Annotated in this window: 12 protein-coding genes and 1 pseudogene; 5 read left to right on the top strand and 8 right to left on the bottom strand. The window is 71.0% G+C overall.

Annotation, left to right across the window (positions count from 1 at the left end; translation table 11 throughout):
• Nucleotides 1-110 precede the first annotated feature (110 nt).
• Complete coding sequence (locus tag ACFXMF_RS39720) at nucleotides 111-1523, top strand: S41 family peptidase (protein WP_379991588.1); 1413 nt, start codon at nucleotides 111-113, stop codon at nucleotides 1521-1523.
• A 22-nt stretch (nucleotides 1524-1545) separates the two neighbouring features.
• On the opposite strand, the gene ACFXMF_RS39715 is transcribed toward ACFXMF_RS39720, so the two are convergent.
• Nucleotides 1546-2457: a hypothetical protein gene (locus ACFXMF_RS39715; protein ID WP_379991589.1), complete on the bottom strand. Its 912-nt coding sequence runs from the start codon at nucleotides 2455-2457 to the stop codon at nucleotides 1546-1548.
• Nucleotides 2454-4487, bottom strand: coding sequence for a caspase domain-containing protein (locus tag ACFXMF_RS39710; RefSeq protein ID WP_379991590.1), 2034 nt, complete (start codon nucleotides 4485-4487; stop codon nucleotides 2454-2456). The genes ACFXMF_RS39715 and ACFXMF_RS39710 overlap by 4 nt, the downstream gene beginning before the upstream one ends.
• A gap of 149 nt (nucleotides 4488-4636) precedes the next feature.
• On the opposite strand from ACFXMF_RS39710, the gene ACFXMF_RS39705 reads away from it, so the two are divergent.
• From ACFXMF_RS39705 to argG, 3 genes are all read left to right on the top strand, one after another.
• Nucleotides 4637-7288 (top strand): CHAT domain-containing protein, encoded by a 2652-nt coding sequence (locus ACFXMF_RS39705; protein WP_379991591.1) that lies wholly within the window; start codon nucleotides 4637-4639, stop codon nucleotides 7286-7288.
• A 54-nt stretch (nucleotides 7289-7342) separates the two neighbouring features.
• A complete protein-coding gene (locus ACFXMF_RS39700) occupies nucleotides 7343-8080 on the top strand; it encodes an NUDIX hydrolase (protein WP_379991592.1) in 738 nt (245 codons plus the stop codon).
• 263 nt (nucleotides 8081-8343) lie between these two features.
• Complete coding sequence (argG, locus tag ACFXMF_RS39695; RefSeq protein WP_360306756.1) at nucleotides 8344-9768, top strand: argininosuccinate synthase; 1425 nt, start codon at nucleotides 8344-8346, stop codon at nucleotides 9766-9768.
• An 89-nt stretch (nucleotides 9769-9857) separates the two neighbouring features.
• Here the strand turns inward: argG and couO are convergent, their stop codons facing one another.
• From couO to ACFXMF_RS39670, 5 genes are all read right to left on the bottom strand, one after another.
• Nucleotides 9858-10754, bottom strand: a complete 897-nt coding sequence (gene couO, locus ACFXMF_RS39690) for a 4-hydroxyphenyl-beta-ketoacyl-CoA hydrolase (RefSeq protein WP_379991884.1) — start codon at nucleotides 10752-10754, stop codon at nucleotides 9858-9860.
• Between the two features lie 78 nt (nucleotides 10755-10832).
• Nucleotides 10833-11909 (bottom strand): 3-hydroxyacyl-CoA dehydrogenase NAD-binding domain-containing protein, encoded by a 1077-nt coding sequence (locus tag ACFXMF_RS39685; protein WP_380021056.1) that lies wholly within the window; start codon nucleotides 11907-11909, stop codon nucleotides 10833-10835.
• A complete protein-coding gene (locus tag ACFXMF_RS39680) occupies nucleotides 11906-13927 on the bottom strand; it encodes an acetoacetate--CoA ligase (RefSeq protein ID WP_379991886.1) in 2022 nt (673 codons plus the stop codon). Before ACFXMF_RS39680 ends, ACFXMF_RS39685 begins: the two co-directional genes overlap by 4 nt.
• The gene (locus ACFXMF_RS39675; protein ID WP_360306768.1) at nucleotides 13924-14790 is read right to left on the bottom strand and encodes a crotonase/enoyl-CoA hydratase family protein; all 867 of its coding nucleotides are present in this window, start codon (nucleotides 14788-14790) and stop codon (nucleotides 13924-13926) included. The genes ACFXMF_RS39680 and ACFXMF_RS39675 overlap by 4 nt, the downstream gene beginning before the upstream one ends.
• A complete protein-coding gene (locus ACFXMF_RS39670; RefSeq protein ID WP_379991887.1) occupies nucleotides 14787-16370 on the bottom strand; it encodes a long-chain fatty acid--CoA ligase in 1584 nt (527 codons plus the stop codon). The genes ACFXMF_RS39675 and ACFXMF_RS39670 overlap by 4 nt, the downstream gene beginning before the upstream one ends.
• 150 nt (nucleotides 16371-16520) lie before the next feature.
• Here ACFXMF_RS39670 and ACFXMF_RS39665 point away from each other — a divergent pair, with 150 nt between their 5' ends.
• Nucleotides 16521-16988, top strand: a complete 468-nt coding sequence (locus tag ACFXMF_RS39665; protein WP_380021054.1) for a MarR family winged helix-turn-helix transcriptional regulator — start codon at nucleotides 16521-16523, stop codon at nucleotides 16986-16988.
• Nucleotides 16989-17099: 111 nt separating this feature from the next.
• Here ACFXMF_RS39665 and ACFXMF_RS39660 read toward each other — a convergent pair.
• A pseudogene (locus ACFXMF_RS39660) lies at nucleotides 17100-18003 on the bottom strand (hypothetical protein); the annotation flags it as partial.

Genomic DNA, 18003 nt, shown 5'->3' with positions numbered 1-18003 from the left:
GGATAGGCCCACCCCGATTCGGGTGCTGTCCGGATGCCCCGGGGCCGGGCCCGGGAGCGATCGTGGTCGCGTTCACCGGATGCCGTGTCGGCCCGAGGAAGGGAACCGAGATGACCAGACTTCGCAGCACCTGTTCGGCGATCGTGGCGGCCTCGTTACTGGTGTTGACCACCGGCGTCGGCGCGTCCGCCGACACCGGTGCGACCCGGTCGCCCACGCCGGACGGCGTGTGGCGCGCCGACGGGTACGGCATGATCGTGACGATCCGAGACGGCACGCTGCGCCAGTACCAGACCACTTCGATCGGTTGCCTGCCCGGGCCGAGTGCCCGACGCTCCGGTGCCGATCGGGGAGAGACGCTGTACGACTCGACGGACGGCATGGTCGTCGGGGTGCGACCGGCCGCGCGGCCGAACCGGGCCGAGCTGCGTTTCACCCACGCGCCCGGATACCGGAAGCTGAACCGGATCGGTGCCCTGCCACGGAACTGCCTGCGCCCGGCTCCGTCCGGCCCCGTGGCCGCCTTCGACACCTTCTGGCAGTCGTACGAGGAGAACTATCCGTTCTTCGCGGCCAAGGGCATCGACTGGCACGCGCTGCGCGATCGGTATCGGCCACTGGTGGGGCCGAACACCACGGAGGACGAACTCTTCTCGATCATGCGGGACATGCTCGATCCGCTCGACGACGCACACGTGGATCTCACGGCGGGCCCGGACCGATACTTCGGCGACACGCGTCCCGGCACCACCGTGCCCACCGCCGATTTCGACCGGCGGATCCGGGCCTACATCGTCGAACGCGACCTCGGTGGGCGGCCCCTGATCGAGTACGCGAACGGACGGGTCGCCTACGCCGATCTGCCCGACGGACAGGGCTATCTGCGGATCAACGGATTCATGGGCTATCTGCCCGACCGCCCGCCCAGCCACCTCGGCGACAGCGCCGAACTCGACCGCGCCCTGGACGCGGTGCTCACTCCGGAACGGCTGGGCCGGCTGCGCGGGTTGATCATCGACGCACGGGTCAACGACGGCGGCATGGACAACCTCGGGCTGCAACTGGCCGGCAGGCTCTGTGACCGCCCGTATTTCGCCTACGCGAAGCAGGCCCGCAACGACCCGCACGACGCGAGTCGGTTCACCCGCCTCCAGCCGATCGAGGTGCGTCCCGACCCGGCAAGCACCCGCTACACCGGGCCGATTGCCATCCTGACCGGCGGTTCCACGGTCAGCGCGGGCGAGACCTTCGTCCAGGCGATGATGGGCCGGCCCGGTTCGACGATCCGCATCGGTGCGGCCACCCAGGGCGTCTTCTCCGACGTCATGCAGCGCCGACTGCCCAACGATTGGCAGGCGGGCGTGCCCAACGAGGTGTTCCGGACCCGGGACGGCCGCACCTTCGACGGCACCGGCATCCCGCCGAATGTGCCGGAACCGGTTTTCACCGAGGACGAGTTCGCCAACCACCGCGACTCGGCCTTCGACCGTGCGGTGCGGATGTTGCCCACCACCGCTTCCTGACGACCGCGTCCACTCGGTCCCGCTACGCGGCAGGACCGAGGTGGCGGCCGATGAGCAGGGCGACTTCCGGGTGGCCCAGGTAGCCGACGATGCCGTGTGGATCCCGGTGCGGATTCGCCACCCGCAGGTGCCGGTCGACCCCGGGGAACCCGACGGCTCGGCCCGGCGGGCGCAGGGTCACCGGATCCCGCGGGTCGTACACGTTGAGCCAGTGGGCGATCCCGGCCGGCCGGGCGAGCGCGGGCGGTCGTAGATGGCGTTGGATGGTCGCGAAACCGAGGGCCGAGCCGACCGTGACGAACAGCGGGACCTCGATCGTCGTGCCCAACTCGCGCAACAACTCGTAGGCCGGCACGGAACCGAGGGAGTGTGCGACCACGACGACCGGTTCCCGCTCGGCCACGGCCTGCGTCAGGGGTTCCGCGACGATCTGCCGGATGTCCGGACCCACGTAGGGTGCCCGGAGATACGCCTCCACATCGGCGACGAAACGCAGGAACCCTCGACCGGCGGCGGGTACTCGCCGGTCCAGCGCGGCCAGCGTCGCCTGCACCCAGGCCCAGTTGACGGGGCCTCTGGTCACCGCCTCCCCGTCGGGGAGTTCGGCGGTGACATCGTCGTAGGTGAGGCCGAGTTCGACCTCCAGATCCCGGATCAACTCTGCGGCAAGCGTGGAGAGTTCCGGGTCGCGAGGGGCTGCGTCCGGTGCTTCGTCGGCATCCGCCGGGGCGCCGTACGTCACGAGCCTCGGCGACTCGCGGCCCACCCAGTCCGCCAGGACGTCGCCGTAGTAGGGCATGGTGGCCGCAACCACGGCGGGCGGCACGTTCGTCGCACCCAGTCCCTCGGTCAGTGCGTCCACCCACTGCCGCAGCAGTTCGACGGGATCCTTGCCCTGTTGGGCCCGTCCGTGCACGAATACGAGTCGGGTCATGGCGTGCTCCCCCAGAGGAGTTCGGGTGGGTCGGGCCGGGTGGTGTCGCAGGAGAGGGAACTCCAGGTGACCCAGCGCAGTGCAGGCCGCAGATCGGGCGTACCGCGCGGCGCTTCGTGGGTCAGCCACCCCGCCCGCATCAGCGGGTACGTGGGGGTGACCGTCACCGTGTCGGCGAGGCGTGGGTGGCCCGCGAGGAGGACCAGGTCGTACGGAACCCAGCCCTGTTCGGCGCAACGCGCGATCAGGCGGGAGAGGGCGGCCCGTTCGCCCGCGCGGGACAGTGCGTAGGCGGCGGAGAGGGCCAGGGTCGGATTCGGGGGTATCGACTCGTCGTTGAGGAATTCGGCCACCGGCGAATCCGGGTCGGTGGCCACCTGCTCCCAGCCGTTGACGACGCCCACCGCGTATTCCTTGAGGATTTCGGTCTCGTCGCGTACCCAGGGTTTGCCGGAGGTGCTGCCGAGGGGCAGGTGGAGCACCAGGTCACTGCCCTGGTCGTTCGCGAGATGCAGCGTCACGTAGTCGGGGAAGACCGCGGACAACAGCCAGACGGCGTCGCCACCCGAACCGGTGCGAATGATCGCGGCCGTGGGCCTCGCCGGGGTTCCCCACCGCGCCGGCCCGGGGCGCGCGATCCCGGTGGGTCGGGTGCCGCCCGGCAGGTACGCCGCCACCTCGGCGGGTCGTCGTCCGAGGGGGAACCTGACGCACAGGCCCGTTCGATCGGGGAATCCGTCGCGAGCCGGATCCATGATCCCGGCGATGTCCCAGACGCCCAAGTGCTGCGCGGGCATCTGCTTCTCCACCGGCGGTGGTCGTGAGCCCGCGGCCAACCACCTCGACTCGGCCACGGACCGTCCGGTCCGCAGGTCCATGGTCTCGACGACGAACTCGCCGTCGTGGGGAGCGGTGGTCCTCTCGCGATACGGTGGCGCGAATCGGGTGACGACGTCCCGTGGCGGATCCGCTCCGCGGACCCCGCTCAGGGGGGCCACCCGGATTTCGGTGTCGAGTTTGGCGACGTGCCTTCTTTTCCCGTCCTCCGCGCGCAGCTTCCAGGCGCCGTCGGCAGACAGTCCGAACTCGGCTTTCCGAGGCAATCGCACGGTCTGCGAGGGTGTTTCGGCATCGATACGGGCGATTTCCCGCTCGCCGGCATCCCTGACGAGGAATGCTCCCGGTGCGGAGGGTATGCGGGAGGCTCGGACCGTGATGGATACCTCCGCCGGAGAGGGGCGGCGGGCGAGTCGGCAGGGCGGGCGGAACGAGGTGATTTCGAACCAGGGTATTTGAGAATTTATGTGCAGCTCGTCGGACAGGCTTTGCATTCGCTCCTCGACGGCGCGCCACATGCTGTACGTGGTGATGAAGAGATCGTCCGCCTCGCCGTTCTCGCCGAATTCGAGAGCATCGGTGAGTCTGCCGTGCAGGGCGTCCAGAACGGCTCGGGAGAATATGCCGAAGGCCGGCAGGTCACCCCGCGCCGGTATTTCGTACGCAGGCTTGCCCAGCTCGACGGCGTAGAACCGATCGACGAAAGTCCGTCCGCCTCGCCTTTCCGTGGCGTTCGGGAAGATGTTGAAGCCGGTGAGGCCGTTCCGAAATCGTGCGTCCGGCAGCACCCGACAGGCATCGGAGATCAGCACGACGTGTCTGATGCCGCAGTACTGGGCCCACCCCTGGTAGTAGTCGACCTCGACGGCCTCGTTGGGATTGTCGACGCAATTCGACAGGAGCCAGAGATCGGATCCCCGCTGCGGATTCATGACCACGCCGTGTCCCGCGAAGTAGATCACGAGCTGTTCGACGTCCCCACGCATCGTCAGGCTCTGTATGCACTCCCGGAGAGCCTCGGCCCTGATGGATTCGACCGGTGCATCGGGCAGAGGTTGATCGATGAATCGATGGACCTCGTAGCCTTCGCCTTCGAACCATTGGACCATCTCGCGCGCGCTGTTGAGGGCACCTTCCAGATGCGTGAGTTCCCGGTATTTGCCCACACCGATGATGACGGCAGCTTTCGCCATGAGGCGTCACCCCCTGGGGTGGATGGTATCCGCGCGGCGCGGCTCCGTGGGCGAGACTCCGCGAGAAAGGGAAAACGCGTCGATCCACCCGTATCGCTTCCCGTCGGGTGCCGAACCGGTAGCCTGAAGTTCACGTCGGGAGGTGCACGATGGATGACGAGATACGTGCCGTGGACAGCTATATCCGGCGCGAACTGACCAATGTCGATCCTCGGTTGCTCATACTTCGCTTCGATACGGAATACGATATTCCTCTCGATCATGCATTCCCCATCGGCCTGTTGCAGATGGTCGGTGCCTTCGACCCGCCGGGGGCGGCATCGGACCTGGCGAAAACCGCGATCCGGGTCGGGGCGTACTGGTGTCGGATCGTGCAGGCCGACGTCGAATACGACCTGCTGCTCGGTCGGCGACTGATCACCGAGTCGGCGGCGTGGGCGGCGTGGCTGACCGAGGCGTGCGCGGGGAGCCCGACCGATGAGGACACCTTCGCGGCCTACGCCGCCGCCCGCTGGCACGACGGCGCGGGCCGTATCCACTACCGCCTGGGGTCGCACGGACTCGCCGTCGAGTCGTTCAAGACCGCCGAGAAGCTCGCGAAGGCGGCCCACCTGTGGTGGTGCCTGCCCGATCTGAGCAGCAATCGCGCACGCGGGGAGTTCGAACTCAGGAAGACCTTGCACAAGGAGGTCGCAGTCGGCGATCGCCAGACGCTCCTGGACAAGCTGACGGATCTGCACCGGGACGTGGGCCGCGTCGCGAACGAGCACGGGATCGAGGCCGCCCACCCCGGCCGGGCCACCGACGTCCGGGAGCGCGAGTTCCTGCGCGGATACTCGAACGTGTTGCACAATCTCGCGACCGTGCTCCGTGAGTCGGACGATCCGTCGCGGTCCCTGGAGCACACGATCGAATCGATCGCCATTTCGAGGGCGTTGGGGGACCACTACCGGATCGCCCAGTCGACCCTCAACCGCGCGTTCATCGAGAAGCCGGATGCCCTCCGGTACTTCGCCGAGCTGGCCGAACTGCCTTGGCAGCGGGGCAGGTTGATCGCCGAACAGAACATCGCGGCAGGTCGATACGATCTCGAGGGGTTGCGGAGGCTGGAACAGCTTCTGGATGCCATCCGAGGAGACGGGTTCGGCGAAGCGTTGATCAGCGGTGTGGACGCCGACTACTACGCGTACACCGTCCGGGCCTACGGCCGCACCATCAAGGCTCTCCTGCCGGACGCGTCGGCCGAGTTCCGGGCACGGTTGGAGCACGATCTGCGCACCCGGTCGCTGGAGATGGCTCGCTCGATGCGACGGGTGGTCACGCTCCCGGTCTACAAACGCACCTATGCGAAGACGGCGCGCCCGGTCTACCTGGAGCGGATCCGGTATGAACTGGATCTGGAACCGGCCGGATACGAGAAGGCGTTCGCACTGGTGGAGGAGTGCTCGGCCCGTGAACTCCTCGATCTGATGGCCAACACCGAGTTGCCTCTCCTCGAACATCCGGAGCACGGGCACGAGATCGGGTCGTCGCAGCCGGACGAACCCGATCCGGCACCGGCCCCGGCGCGGGGGACACGGGCGGGACTGGTTCGGGCAGCGCCGGCGGGATCGTTCCGACAGGCCGTGCGTGCCAGGTCCGCCGAGTTCGAGGAGAGGTTTTCTCGGCACCCGCTGCAACTGGCTCCGCACGATCCGGACATCGCTCATCGGCTGACGTCGTTCGCGGTCAACCATCCCGGCACCTGCGTGGTTCGCTACTTCGTCGAGGGATGGGACGAGAGCGAGGGCGAGGGTATTCCAACCGGGTTGGGAGCCTTCGTGAGCCGAGGTACGACCCTGACGTACAGGCGCGGGCTCTCCTATCTCGAAGTGCGCGGGTTGTCCGAGGCCATCGCGTCGAACCGGGAACTCGTGCCCACCGAAGCCGATGCCAAGGAGATCTGGCGGTTGTTGATCGCGCCGATCTGGGATCTCGTCACCTCGGACGGCCTGCCCGGACATCTCGTGCTCGTCCCGACCGACGAGATCTTCGCGATCCCGCTCCAGGTCGCCCTGCCGGACGAGCCCGGGGCGGTTCCGCTCGGGGCCATGTTGCCGATGTCGCTGTCCGCGAGCGTGACCACCTACGTAGGGCGAGGTCGGCACCTGCTCAAGACCCAGGCGGTGACCGACACCGATGATCTGGCCGTTCTGATGGGTGTCGATCCCAGTGCCGGCGGGGGCGAGTTGATCAATCTGAAGTGGCCCAAGGAGCACTTCGTCGTCGCCGGCGAACCGCCCGAGACGATTGTCGACGCGGTCACCCGGCACCGGGGCGACTGGTCGGGGGTCCGCGCCCTGGTCGACTGCGAACCGGAGTTCTTCCTCTTCGTCGGGCACGGCGTGTACGACCCCGAGGCCCAGGAGCTGGGTCCGGGTCTGAAGTTCGGTGCCCATTACCTCACCCAGTTCGACGTGGCCCTGCGCCTGCGTCTGCCACGGAACAAGCTCACCGTGCTGGCCGCGTGTGTGGCGGGTCGAGGTATGCAGAGTCAGGGCGGGGACGTCCTGGGGTTCGTGCGGTCGTTCATCGCGTCGGGTGCCGGCGCGGTCGCCGTCCCGCTGTGGGACGTCAGGGACAGTGCCATGGTCGCCACGGTGGGTCGGCTGCTGCGTGCGTCCCGGGAGGCGCTCGACACCGGGGGCGGGGTCTTCGACGTCGTCGACACGCTGCACGAGCACTATCGCGAACTCATGCGCCATCCGTACGAAACGTTCGCCGACCGAGTGCGGGACCTTCCCCTGGCCCTGTATCTGTGACGAGACTCGGGACGGACACTCCGTCCGACTCGCCGCGAGACCCAGGGGACCGTCTTGGACGACATTCGCATTCGTCGGGAGGCCGCACTCGCGGCGTACGAGGAACTGGGTGCGGAACGCCCCGAACTCTTCGCCAACCCACCCGGGGCCGCCTTCGAGATCATCCTGGACCGCCCCACCCAGGACGCCGTCGCCGACGAGGTCGCGCAACGCTCGGTCGCGGCCGGGTTCCCCGCCTCGTGCGGAGACGTCGGAGTCGTCTACCGGGACCCCTACCTCATGGTGGTCCGCGACGCGGTGCGCTTTCGGTCCGGTCGGGTGGGGACGTACATCCGCCTCGTGGGCGGCAGTGCCGGGCCGGGGGCGGCCGTGCTCCCGGTCCTCGACGACGGCCGGATCGTGCTGATCAACCACTTCCGCCATGCCGACCGGAGCTGGCACTGGGAGATCCCACGGGGCTTCGGCGATCCCGACGACGCGTCCGGCGAGGCCACCGCCGCGCGGGAGGTCCGGGAGGAACTGGGCTGTCCGGCCGTGGAACTGTCGTGGCTGGGCGCGATCAACACCGACAGCGGCATGTCCGGCGGCCGGGACGTCATCCACCTGGCCCGCATCGCCGCCGCCGCGTTACTGGCCGACCCCTCGGGCGACGGCACGGAGGAGGGCATCGACCGGATCCGCGTCGTGACCCCCGACGAACTCCGAGCCATGATCCTCGACGGCGAGATCACCGACGCCTACACCCTCGCCGCCTACGCCTTCGCCCTCACCCGCGGCCTCCTGCCGCATTGACCCCGCGGTGCCCGAGCCCCGGGTCCCACCGTCACAGCCCCGCCTGACTCCCGGGGCGATGCGGGGGTCGATTCGGGCGTATTCGGGCCGTCCGCTCCGGCGGCGGTCCGGCTTGATCACCCGGTCCGCGGCGGTGCGGGACGGGCGGGATGCATAGTTTTGCCTTCGGGTGCAAATGTATGCCATGCTGTCGGTCTCGGGTGTTCCCGAGCTACTTGTTTCGATTCGGGGCCACGTGCGATCGGGCCGCTTGGGGTGTACAGATGTCGAAGGTCTTGAGCAAGTTGCCGGTCGGGGAACGGATCGGTATCGCCTTCTCCGGCGGGTTGGACACCTCGGTCGCGGTGGCGTGGATGCGTGAGCGCGGCGCCGTTCCGTTCGCCTACACGGCCGACATCGGTCAGTACGACGAGCCGGATCTGGGCGACGTGCCGCAGCGTGGTCGAGCCTATGGCGCCGAGCAGGCGCGGCTCGTGGACTGCCGGGCCGCGCTGGTCGAGGAGGGCCTGGCCGCACTGACCTGTGGCGCCTTCCACATCCGCTCGGGTGCGCAGACCTACTTCAACACCACCCCGCTCGGCCGGGCCGTGGTCGGCACGCTGCTGGTGCGCGCGATGCACGAGGACGACGTGTCGATCTGGGGTGACGGGTCCACCTACAAGGGCAACGACATCGAGCGGTTCTACCGCTACGGCCTGCTCGCCAACCCCGAGTTGCGGATCTACAAGCCCTGGCTCGACGGGGAGTTCGTGGCCGAGCTGGGTGGTCGCCAGGAGATGTCCACCTGGCTCGCCGAGCGCAACCTGCCCTATCGCGATTCCGCCGAGAAGGCGTACTCCACCGACGCGAACATCTGGGGCGCCACGCACGAGGCCAAGCGGCTCGAGTATCTGGACACCTCGCTGGAGATGGTGAACCCGATCATGGGCGTCGCCTACTGGGACCCCGAGGTGGAGATCCCGACCGAGGACGTCACCGTGGAGTTCGAGCACGGCCGGCCGGTGCGGATCAACGGGCGCACCTTCGCCGACGCGGCGGAGCTGGTGCTCGCGGCCAACGAGATCGGCGGCCGGCACGGGCTCGGCATGTCGGACCAGATCGAGAACCGCATCATCGAGGCCAAGAGCCGTGGCGTCTACGAGGCTCCCGGCATGGCGCTGCTGCACGTGTGCTACGAGCGGCTGCTCAACGCCATCCACAACGAGGACACCATCTCGATGTACCACGTCGAGGGGCGCCGGCTCGGACGACTGCTGTACGAGGGCCGCTGGTTCGACCCGCAGGCGATGATGCTCCGCGACGGCATCCAGCGCTGGATCGGCTACCCGATCACCGGCAGTGTCACCGTGCGGCTTCGGCGCGGCCAGGACTACTCGGTGCTCGACACACAGGGTCCGAACCTCAGCTACCACCCCGAGAAGTTGTCCATGGAGCGCAGCCTCGACCAGACGTTCGTCCCGGACGACCGGATCGGCCAACTCACCATGCGCAACCTGGACATCGCCGATTCCCGCAACAAGCTGGAGCAGTACGCCGCCCACGGTGCGCTCAACCCGTGGAGCCGGCTGATCGGCGAGCTGACCCCCGGAGGCGCGACGGCCATCGCCGCGCAGAGCGAGGACGCCGTGGCCGTCGCGGAGGCGTCCGACGCGCTGGATCACGCGGCCATGGAATCCGGTACCGACTGACGGTCCGCGTCGTACCGGGATCTTCGAACAGCGGGCGACCCCGCACGCGCGGCGCGTGCGGGGTCGGTTCGGCGGGTCGGCGAACGTGCTCAGGCGCGACGGTCGTCCGTCGGCTCGGCGCCGGCCAGGCCGAGGACGCGGACCGCGTTCTCCTTGAGGATCAGCGGGCGTACCTCGTCCCTGATGTCCAGCTTGGCGAAGTCGGCAAGCCACCGTTCCGGTGTGATGACCGGATAGTCGGAGCCGAACAACACCTTGTGGCGCAACATCGAGTTCGCGGCGCGCACCAGTTGCGGCGGGAAGTACTTCGGCGACCAGCCGGACAGGTCGATGTAGACGTTGGCCTTGTGCGTCGCGATCGAGATCGCCTCGTCCTGCCACGGCACCGACGGATGGGCGAGGATGATCGTCAGCTCGGGGAAGTCCGCCGCGACGTCGTCGATCAGCATCGGGTTCGAGTGCCGCAGCTTGATCCCGCGTCCGCCCGGCAGACCCGCGCCGATGCCGGTCTGCCCGGTGTGGAAGAGCGCGGGCACACCGGCTTCGGCGAGTGCCTCGTAGAGCGGGTAGAAGCGGATGTCGTTCGGGTCGAAGCCCTGGAGGCTGGGGTGGAACTTGAAACCGCGGACGCCGTGTTGCGTGATCAGGCGGCGGGCGCGGGCGACCGCGGCCCGGCCGCCGTGCGGGTCGACCGAGCCGAACGGGACGAGGATGTCCGCGTGCGCGGCGGCGGCGTCGGCGATCTCCTCGCTGGACAGCGCCGGGTGGCCGGTCGCGGCGCCCGCGTCGACGGTGAAGACGACGGCGGCGGTGCGCCGGGCGCGGTAGTGCGCGGCGATGCGCTCCAGGGTCGGGGTGCGGTCCCGGTCGGCCTTGAAGTAGGCGGCGGAGGCGTCCAGCAGTTCGCGGTCCAGGGCGAAGCAGCCGTGGCCGTCCTGTTCGACGTGCACGTGCGTGTCGACGGCGTCGATGGTGCTGAGGTCCATGGTGGGTTCTCCGGGCGGGCCAGCTGGGGCGAGGGATGGTGCGGCCTGCGGGCCTGCGGGCCTGCGGGCGGGCGTCGGTCAGGGCAGGTCGGCGTCGGCCTTCGCGGCGAGCAGCAGGCTCAGCAGTGCGTCGCGGCGGGCGGCGAGCGCGGTGTCGTCGACGCCGGCGAGCGCCTCGGCCACGCCGGCCACGAGCTTCGCGGTGAGTTCGGGGGTCAGCGAGGGGTCCCCGAGATCGCGCCACCACGCCTCGGTCGGCGGCCCGAGATGGGCCAGCACGTGCGCGATGCCGCCTGGGCCGCCGGACAGATGCTGGTTGGCGAACGGCCCCAGGATCGCCCAGCGCAGGCCCGGCCCGTAGGCGATCGCGGTGTCGATGTCGGCCACCGTCGCCGCACCCCGATCGACCAGCGAGTACGCCTCCCGCCACAGCGCCGCCTGGAGCCGGTTGGCCAGGTGGCCGGGCAACTCGCGGCGCAGCCGGATCGGCTTCTTGCCGACCGAGGTGTAGAACGCGAGCGCGGTACGGACGGCGTCCTCGCCGGTGTTCTCCCCGGGCACGACCTCGACGAGCGGGATCAGGTGCGGGGGGTTGAACGGGTGGCCGATGAGCACCCGTTCGGGGTGCGCGACGCAGTCCCTGGCGATCACCGCGGTCGCCAGGCCGGACGAACTGCCGGCCAGCACGACGCCGGGACGGGCCGCCGCGTCCAGGCGGGCGAACAGCGCCCGCTTGACGTCCTCGCGTTCGGGGCCGTTCTCCTGGATGAAGTCCGCCTCGGCGGCGGCCTCCGCCGCGTCGGCCGTGAAGGTCAGCCGAGCGGGCCGGGCGCCGCCGGCCGAGCCGCCGGCCAGGGTCGGCTGGAGTGCGGCGACGTCGGCGCGCAGCCGCTCCTCCGCGCCCGGGGCCGGGTCGGTGGCGACCACGTCGAGCCCGCGAGCCAGGAAGTGTGCGGCCCAACTCGCCCCGATCACGCCGGTGCCCACGATCGCGACCCGGGCGATCCCGGCTGCCTCCGCCGAACCTCGCACGCCGGCGGGGCCCGTGCGCACACCCGCGCCCGCCCCCACGCCGGCGCCCGCATGCGTACCTGCGTCGGCGCCGACACCCGCGCCCATGCCCACGCGCGCGCCCGTGCCGCTGCTCGTGTTCATCGCTTGCTCCGTTCCGTCGCGAGGGTGAGGAAGTCGTCGAGCGCGGTCGGGTCGGCGAGGGTGTCCGGGCCGATGACGTCGGCGAGGTCCGCACCGAGCAGGAGGCGTTTGACCGGCAGTTCGAGCTTCTTGCCGGTGCGGTTGCGCGGCACGGTGGCGACCGCGACGACGGCGTCCGGCACGTGTCGCGGCGAGAGGGCACCGCGCAGTTCGCGGACGATGCGGTCGCGCAGCTTCGCGGTGAGTGCGTTCTCGGCCGCCGGCACCACGAACAACAGGAGTTCGCCGTTGCCGCCGGCCGGGTCCTCCAGGTGCACGACGAGGCTGTCCGCGACCTCCGGGAGCTCCTCGACCACGCGGTAGAACTCGGCGGTGCCCAGTCGCACGCCGCCGCGATTGAGCGTGGCGTCCGAGCGTCCGGCGATCACGCAGCTCCCGGTCTCGGCGAAGCGCACCCAGTCCCCGTGTCGCCACACGCCCGGATAGGTGTCGAAGTACGTCGCGCGGTAGCGCGAACCGTCGGTGTCGCCCCAGAAGCCGACCGGCATCGACGGCATCGGGACGGTGATGACCAGTTCGCCGAGTTCGCCGACGACCTCGCGACCGTCGTCGTCGAACGCCTTCGCCGCCACCCCGAGCGCCGGGCCGGAGATCTCGCCGGCCCGCACCGGCTGCCACGGGCCGCCCTGCACGATGCCGCCGCACACGTCCGTACCGCCGCTGCCGACGTTGAGCAACACCCGGTCGCCGAACTGCTCGTGCACCCACTGGTAGCCCTCCGCCGGCAGCGGGCTGCCGGCGGCGCCGATCTGGCGCAGTGCGGCCAGGTCGTGATCGCGTCCGGGGTTCAGGCCGGCGCGGCGGCAGGCCATCAGGTAGCCGGGACTCGCGCCCATCAGCGTCGCCTTGGTCTCGGCGGCGATGCGCCATTGCGTGTCCGGGTCGGGGTACAGCGGGTTCCCGTCCAACAACACCGGACAGGCGCCGACGAGCAGGCCGGACACCAGTGCGTTCCACATCATCCACGCGGTGGTGGTGAACCACATCATCCGGTCGCCCGGGGCCAGGTCCCAGCTCAGCGCGTGGTTCTTGAGGTGTTCGAGCAGAATGCCGCCGTGGCCGTGCACGATCGCCTTGGGGCGGCCGGTGGTGCCGGACGAGAAGAGCACGTAGAGCGGATGGTCGAACGGCACCGGGTCGGTGTCCGGCCGGCCGGGCTCGGCGAGCAGGTCGTCCCACCCGACGGTGTCGGGCAGTGCGCCGTCGCCGTAGGGGACGCAGACCACCGCGCGCAGGGTCGGCAGCGCGGCGCGGATCTCCGCGACGGTCGCGCCGCGGTCGACGTCCTTGTCGCCGTAGCGGTAGCCGGGCACCGCGAGCAGCACCGCGGGTTCGATCTGGGCGAACCGGTCGACGACGCTGCGTGCCCCGAACTCCGGTGCGCAGCTCGCCCACACCGCACCCAGGCTCGCGGTGGCCAGGAACGCGACGACGGTCTCGGGCAGGTTGGGCAGGTAGGCCACGACCCGGTCGCCCCGGCCGACGCCGAGCCGGCGCAGTCCGGCGCGGGCGCGGCCCACCCGGTCGCGCAGCTCGCCCCAGGTGAGTTCGACGCGGTCGCGGGTCTGCGAGTACGCGACGAGCGCCGGTGCGGAGTCGGCCGCGCCGGCGCCGTCCAGGGCGTGCCGGGCGTAGTTGAGGGTGGCGCCGGGGAACCAGCGGGTGCCGGGCATGCCCTGGTCCGGGAGTGCGGCCTGCTCGGGCGTGGCGAACCGCACCCGGAAGAAGTCCCGGACGCTCGTCCAGAATTCCGCCGGCCGGGTGACCGACCACCGGTGCAACTCGTCGTAGTCGGCGAACGACTCGCCCCGGGCGGCCTGCACGTACCGGACGAAGCGGCCCAGTTCGGTGCTGTCCAGGACGTCGGCGGCCGGGGCGCGCAGCAGTTCGGGCTCGTCGGCCGGAGCGGGTGCGGCGGCCGAGGCGGGCGTGGCGCGCGGGGTTTCGGGGGTGGTCACGAGCGGCCGACCTTTCCGGCGCGGCCGTCGAGGAACGCGCGCATCCGGGTCTTGGCCTCGTCGCTGCCGGAGGCGACGGCCGCCATCAGCGATTCGAGCAGGTAGCCCTCGTCGGGGCCGGCCTCGGCGATGCGCGGCAGGGCCTGGAGCACGGCGAAGTTGGTGATCGGCGCGTTGCCGGCGATCCGCAGGGCGAGTTCGAGCGCGTGGTCGAGCCCGGCTCCGGCGTCGGTCAGGTATTGCGACAGGCCCAGTGCCTGGCCGTCGGTGGCGTCGACGACGCGGCCGGTGAGCATCATGTCGGTCATCCGGTGCACGCCGATCAGGCGCGGCACCCGGACGGACGCGCCGCCGCCGACGAACAGGCCGCGTTGGCCCTCGGGCAGCGCGTAGAAGGTGCTCGGTTCGGCGACGCGGATGTGCGCCGCGCAGGCGAGTTCGAGGCCGCCGCCGACGACCGCGCCCTTGAGTACGGCGATCACGGGTACATCGCCGCGTTCGATGCGTTCGAAGGCGCGGTGCCACATCCGGGAGTGCCGCAGCCCGGCGAAGGTGTCGCGCTCGGTGAGTTCGGACAGGTCCAGTCCGGCGCAGAAGTGCTCGCCCTCGGCGTCCAGGACGACGGCCCGCACATCGGCCGGGGGTGCCGTGAAGAACGCTTCGAGGCCGAGCACGGTCGCGTCGTCGAGGGCGTTGCGCTTGGCCGGCCGGGACAGGCGCAACACCGCGACGGGGCCGTGCCGCTCGATGTGCAGGGACGGCGGCAGCGCGGGGGCCGGTGCCTGCGCGGACGGGTCGGCGGTCGCGGTCGCGGGCCCCTGGGGGGCCGGGGCCGGGGCCGGGTGGGTGGCGGGGCGGGTCATCCGGAGGTTCCTTCCACGTCGGCGAATTCCGCGGCGGCCCGGGCGCGCAGCTCGACGCGGCGGATCTTGCCGGTGGCGTTGGCCGGGAGCGCGGTCACGAAGACGACGTACTTGGGGATCTTGAAGCGGGCCAGGTGCGCCTCCAGGTGGGAGCGCACGCCGGATTCGTCGAGGGTGCAGCCCTCGCGCGGTTGGATGTAGGCGGCGCCGACCTCGCCCCAGCGGGCGTCGGGGACGGCGACCACGGCGACGTGGGCGATCGTGTCGAGCCGAAGCAGCACGGCCTCGACCTCGGCCGGGTACACGTTCTCGCCACCGGAGATGATCAGGTCCTTGACCCGGTCGGTGACCGACGCCCAGCCGTCGGCGCCCACGCTGAGCAAATCGCCGGTGCGGAACCAGCCGTCCACGAACGAATCGGCGGAGTCGGCGGGCCGGTTCCAGTAGCCGGAGAACACGTGCGGCCCGCGCACGAGCAGTTCGCCGGGCGTGGCGTCGAGGGGGCCGGGCCGACCGTCGCGCAGCATCGCGACATCGGTGAAGAAGTGCGGTACGCCGACCGCGACGGGTCGCGCCGCGGCACCCGACGCGGGCGCCAAGTAGACGCCCGGCGATGCCTCGGTCATCCCGTAGCCCTGCCTAAGGCGCACGCCGCGGTCCAGCCAGGCCCGGGCGACGCGCTCCTGCACGGGCGAGCCGCCGTAGACCACGCTGGTCAGCGAGCCGAGGTCGACCTGTGCCCAGCGTGGGTGTTCGCACATCATGGCCAGCATCGTGGGTACCGCGGAGAAGCTGGTGATCGCGGCGTGCTCGATGCGGTCGAGGACGGCTCCCGCGTCGAAGCGGGCGACCGGTTCCACGCTGCCGCCCTTGAAGAACGTCGGCAGGGTGACCTGGCCGAGCCCGGTGGCGTGGAACAGCGGCGAGATGCACAGCGAGCGTTCGTCGTGCCCGAAGTCGATGTGTGCGAGCTGGTTGATCGTGTTCCAGGTCAGGTTGGCGTGGCTGAGCACGGCGGCCTTGGGTCGGCCGGTCGTGCCGGAGGTGTACAGCAGTACGGCCGGGTCGTCGAGGGAGACGGCCGGCGGTACGTCGAGCGCGGGTCCGGCCGCGATCGCCGCGGCGAGGTCGGGCGAGTCGGCGGGCCCCGGGTCGGCCGGGCCGACCGGGACGCGGGTGCGCAGCGTGTCCGGCAGCGGTGCCGCCGCGGCCAGGAGCGCGTCGGTGTCCGGGCTGTGCACCAGGACGGTCGCGCCGGCGTCGGCCAGCATGTACCGGATCTCCGGGCCGGAGAGCCGGAAGTTGAGCGGTACGACGATGGCGCCGAGCAGCCACGTCGCGAAGAACGTCTCGAACGTGCTCGCGGCGTTGACACCGAGGTAGGCCACCCGGTCCCCGGGGCGCACGCCGCGCTCGGCCAAGTGGCCGGCCAGACGTGCGGTGCGCTTGGCGAGGGCGGCGTACGTGAGGGCGCGGCCGGCTTCGACGATCGCGGTGCGCTCGGGGGATATCCGGGCGCGGCGGGCCGGCCAGGTACCGAGCCCGAAGTTCGCGTGGCTGCCCTGAGCTGCGGTGTTCATGGTGATGGGTCCTCTGCGTCGAGGCAATGACAGGAATCCTTATATCAAGATTCCGTGCAATGGTCACTCGTCCGGGACGCGAGTCCCGGCATGCGAGACTCTGGGCGCACAGGCGGATCACTGGCGGGGCACCGGATGGGGAGTGGGCGGATGGCGGCGCGAGCCACGGGGAACGACACACCGGGCGCGGCCGCTCCGTTGCTCCTGTACGCGGTCAAGCAGGTCGAACTCGCGGTGCGCGCACACCTGGACGAACTGCTGCGCCCGGCGGGCATCACCGCCCTCCAGTACACCGCGCTCACCGTGCTCGACCGCCGCGACGGGCTGACCAGCGCCGAACTCGCGCGCAACTCGTTCGTGACCCCGCAGGCGATGCGGGACCTGGTCACCGCCCTGGAGCGGCGCGCCCTGATCGCCCGCCGGCACGACCCCGCACACCGACGCCGGCTGCTCATCGCGCTCACCCCGGCGGGGCAGGCACTGCTCGCGCGGACCCGGGACGAGGTCGACGCGCTGGAGGAGCGCATGCTCGACGGCTTCTCGCGCGCCGAGCGCGGCGCGTTCCGCGACTACCTCAACCGCGCCCGGACCGCCCTCGCGGGCGTTCCGGCGCAGTAGCCGCGGCGTCGGGCCCGGCCTCGGGCGGGCGGGACGCTCGGGCGTTCCCGCGGCGTCCGCGCCCCGATCGTGCCCGCAGTGTCGAGCGGGAGGCCCGCGCGGAGCCGACGGTCAGGGGGTGCGCAGGGCCGCGGCCGTACGGGACGCCTGCGCGGTGACGCCGGCGATGCTCGACGTGAGGAACGAGCCGCCACCGGTCAGGTCGCCGACCACGTGCACGCGCGGGTCGGTGGGGACCACCCCGCCGGCCGGGTGCAGCGTGGCCAGGCCGGCGTCCGTCAGCGATCGCACCAGGTCCCGGGCCGCGCCCGGGAGCGCCTGCGCGGGCGAGTTGACCGCGTTGACGACGGCCTGCGCGGTGTGTCGGCCGCCGCCGGCGTGCACCCGGAAGCGGCCGTTCACCGGCTCGATCGCGTCGACGCCGGCGGCGACCGTGAGCTGACCGGACTCCAGGAGGCGCAGCACGACGGAGGCGTTCACCGGGACCATCGGTGAGGCGACGCTGGTGGCCGTGCGGAGCCGGCGACGCAGCCGGTCCCGGTCGGCTTCGGGCAACAGCCGCCAGGCGTAGGGGCCGACGGTGTGCGCCGTCTCCTGCAGCACGCGGCGGCCGATCCGGGGATCGTCGACCTCGGCGAGCTGCGCGCGCAGGTGCCGGACCGGGTCGTCCGCGCCCGGGCCGCGCAGTCGGGCCGCGAGATCGTCGAAGTCCTCGCCCGCGTCCGCCAGTTCGGTACGCAGCAGGTCGACCAGATCGGCCAACGCGAGACGCCCCCGCGCGGCGTGCAGCGCGGCCACCCGCTCGACGGTCACGTGGGTCGGGCGCCGACCGTCCGGGCGCTGCCAGACGTACGGGAGCAGCCCGCTGCGGGACAACAGCGTGATCCGTCCCGGATATCGGCGCGCGGCCAGCGCCACGACGACGTCGACGGCGGTCAGGCCGCTGCCGACGACCGCGACATGGTCGGCGGCGGCGATCCGGTCGAGCGAGCCGGCGAGCGGATACGGGTCGGCC

It is taken from the genome of Embleya sp. NPDC059213 (genome assembly GCF_042754445.1).
In the GTDB taxonomy this organism is placed as follows: Bacteria; Actinomycetota; Actinomycetes; order Streptomycetales; family Streptomycetaceae; genus Embleya.
The sequence above is the reverse complement of the archived record's forward strand: the minus strand, read 5'-3'. Positions and strand labels throughout refer to the sequence as shown.

What these genes read in the sequence shown, in the direction of transcription:
- ACFXMF_RS39710 (WP_379991590.1), bottom strand. Translation starts at nt 4,487, where the DNA reads ATGGCGAAAGCTGCCGTCATCATCGGTGTGGGCAAATACCGGGAACTC.
- ACFXMF_RS39675 (WP_360306768.1), bottom strand. Translation starts at nt 14,790, where the DNA reads ATGACCCGCCCCGCCACCCACCCGGCCCCGGCCCCGGCCCCCCAGGGG.
- ACFXMF_RS39715 (WP_379991589.1), bottom strand. Translation starts at nt 2,457, where the DNA reads ATGACCCGACTCGTATTCGTGCACGGACGGGCCCAACAGGGCAAGGAT.
- ACFXMF_RS39685 (WP_380021056.1), bottom strand. Translation starts at nt 11,909, where the DNA reads ATGAACACGAGCAGCGGCACGGGCGCGCGCGTGGGCATGGGCGCGGGT.
- ACFXMF_RS39705 (WP_379991591.1), top strand. Translation starts at nt 4,637, where the DNA reads ATGGATGACGAGATACGTGCCGTGGACAGCTATATCCGGCGCGAACTG.
- ACFXMF_RS39670 (WP_379991887.1), bottom strand. Translation starts at nt 16,370, where the DNA reads ATGAACACCGCAGCTCAGGGCAGCCACGCGAACTTCGGGCTCGGTACC.
- ACFXMF_RS39665 (WP_380021054.1), top strand. Translation starts at nt 16,521, where the DNA reads ATGGCGGCGCGAGCCACGGGGAACGACACACCGGGCGCGGCCGCTCCG.
- argG (WP_360306756.1), top strand. Translation starts at nt 8,344, where the DNA reads ATGTCGAAGGTCTTGAGCAAGTTGCCGGTCGGGGAACGGATCGGTATC.
- ACFXMF_RS39720 (WP_379991588.1), top strand. Translation starts at nt 111, where the DNA reads ATGACCAGACTTCGCAGCACCTGTTCGGCGATCGTGGCGGCCTCGTTA.
- couO (WP_379991884.1), bottom strand. Translation starts at nt 10,754, where the DNA reads ATGGACCTCAGCACCATCGACGCCGTCGACACGCACGTGCACGTCGAA.